The organism is Mesorhizobium sp. WSM4844 (genome assembly GCF_055811775.1).
The window spans coordinates 1-2,009 of the sequence record NZ_JBVVQB010000133.1; the positions used below are offsets into that span (position 1 = coordinate 1).

1 protein-coding gene and 1 pseudogene are annotated in these 2,009 nt (G+C 51.2%); both read right to left on the reverse strand.

The window, feature by feature from the left end:
- Window positions 1-108: 108 nt before the first annotated feature.
- On the reverse strand, window positions 109-1,230 hold the full coding sequence (gene nolL / locus AC0L2A_RS36040) for a nodulation factor fucose acetyltransferase NolL (RefSeq protein WP_473612936.1): 1,122 nt from the start codon (window positions 1,228-1,230) through the stop codon (window positions 109-111).
- Window positions 1,230-1,828 (reverse strand): annotated as a pseudogene (locus tag AC0L2A_RS36045) (NodA family N-acyltransferase). Before AC0L2A_RS36045 ends, nolL begins: the two are co-directional and overlap by 1 nt.
- Window positions 1,829-2,009: the final 181 nt, after the last annotated feature.

The following is a 2,009-nucleotide window of genomic DNA, read 5'->3' on the forward strand; positions in this document are numbered from 1 at the left end:
GGTCAGCAGTGCGTCGAGCACAACGAGAAGGTTCAGATCAAGGCCTTTGAAACGCATGCCTCATCTGTCCGTAACGTGGTTGCTTGTCATCGCGACCATTGTGGGTGGCTAATTCATTGCAGATTGAGATTTGAGCAGACTTGGGCGTGGCGGCGCTCCGACAAGGATCTGCGACACATATCCAAGGTCGCGCGCAATCTTGCGAATTGCCATCGCCGTGACGACAATCGCCACTCCAACCACACTTGCGAACGCGATTCTGGTCGTGAGATTCCAGAGTTCTCCAAACTGTATCACATCCATGAGGCGAAACACGGCACCTTGGACCAGGTAAAGCAGCAGCGTGCTCTGACCAAGCTCCACCGCGACAAACTGAGCTACTCTAGTTGAATAGACAATTCTCCAGCACCGGAACATAAGCTGCATCGCTACTGCAGAAGCTGCTGCCGAGCCAGTGAACATCAGAAATACTTGTTCAGCCGACTGTTTATCATGAATTAATACGAGATTGTTGTAAGCGTAAGTCTCCTTTCCCCACAAAATAAAGCATATCAAAGCTGTTATTGACAGCAAAACTACAAAAATTGATTTGTCTGCCCAAATGATAATTTTCTGCCATCCAATCGGCTGCGCAAGCAAGAACCCGAGACAATAAAATGGGTAAGTGTATCTTAATGACGGGGCTATTGATAATGTGATGGGCGCGCATGCGACTGCAATTGCAGATGCGCTTATAATCCACATCGATACGCGATTGGAAATCGTAAACAGTCTAATTAGAATGAAAGAGATAAACGCCGCCCATATGAACCAGTATGTTCCAATGAGTTCCTTCGAAAAGTCCAGCAATCCATCAGTTAAGCTTGTCGCAGGAGGGATCATGGCGGACTTTAGTGTCCAAATTAACGCACACCAAAAAAGCATTGGTAGTAGTAACTGCGTTGCTCGATTGCCGACCCCTTGAATGAACGGTTTTCGCAAAATTGCCCCAGAAGAAACATATCCACTTATCGCCATAAAGAGAGGCATATGAAACATGTAGATCGACTTATAATACGGAGACGTCCAGAAATCGTCAGTGCCTCGATAAATTAAATATTGTACTAAGTGCCCAATTATCACTAAAGTAATTAGTATACCTTTGGCGAAATCAAGGCTTAGGTCTCGGTCGTGCGTCTCTGCTGGGCGCGAGCCGCGTCCCTTCGCTCCGACTGTTATTTGATCAAGCATCAGACTCCAGCCCATCTGTTGCGGTTGCTACGGCCGTTTCTGGGCACGGCGAGCACGCCAGTTTCGGTGAAAAGATCGAAGTTTACGCGGATCGGGGCGTGGTATCGAGGGCCGACTGGCTGCAACCGAGCGGACGAAATCCCAGTGCCTGATCGCAAACCTGGAACGCAGTGGCGGTCGCGATCATGTGTGGCGAGGCGATGGCCCGGCACTATGGTCGCCAGGACGTCTCTGCAGAACCTCTCAAGATGATTCCGCAGCGCGTGCCGAATCGTGCCAAAGGCGAATGGAATGCCAAGCTGCTGCTGCACCGGACGCATGACGTGGATAGAATGGCTCATTCCGAGTCTCTCAAGATCCGGATGCACCCTGTACAATCCGAGTTCGCCTACCAAGAAATCAACCTCGCCAACCGTGATGAACGGCGCAGCAGGTCCAAGTAAGCCGCTACGCCGTGCACATAGAGCCGATTGCGCGAACCTCCGGCCTTGCGCCGGCCCAGCTACGACCGCATGAAGGCCCCTGTCGGCCCAGAGGCCTTTCGGAAGAAAGCGGAGAGCTCGACATGATCGGCTACTTGCAAGTCATTTCCCAGCACACGCTACAGAAGCCGTGGCGTGATCGGGTGCATGTCAGGTGCGGTCATCTATGCAGCGCCCTGGAAGTTTGGTAAAATCGATTGTTTAGATCGTGAGCATTCACGCTATGGATAAGTGGAAGCGATGCGCTTCAAAGGCCTTGATCTGAACCTTCTCGTCGTGCTCGACGCACTGCTGACC

What these genes read in the sequence shown, in the direction of transcription:
- nolL (WP_473612936.1), bottom strand. Translation starts at nt 1,230, where the DNA reads ATGCTTGATCAAATAACAGTCGGAGCGAAGGGACGCGGCTCGCGCCCA.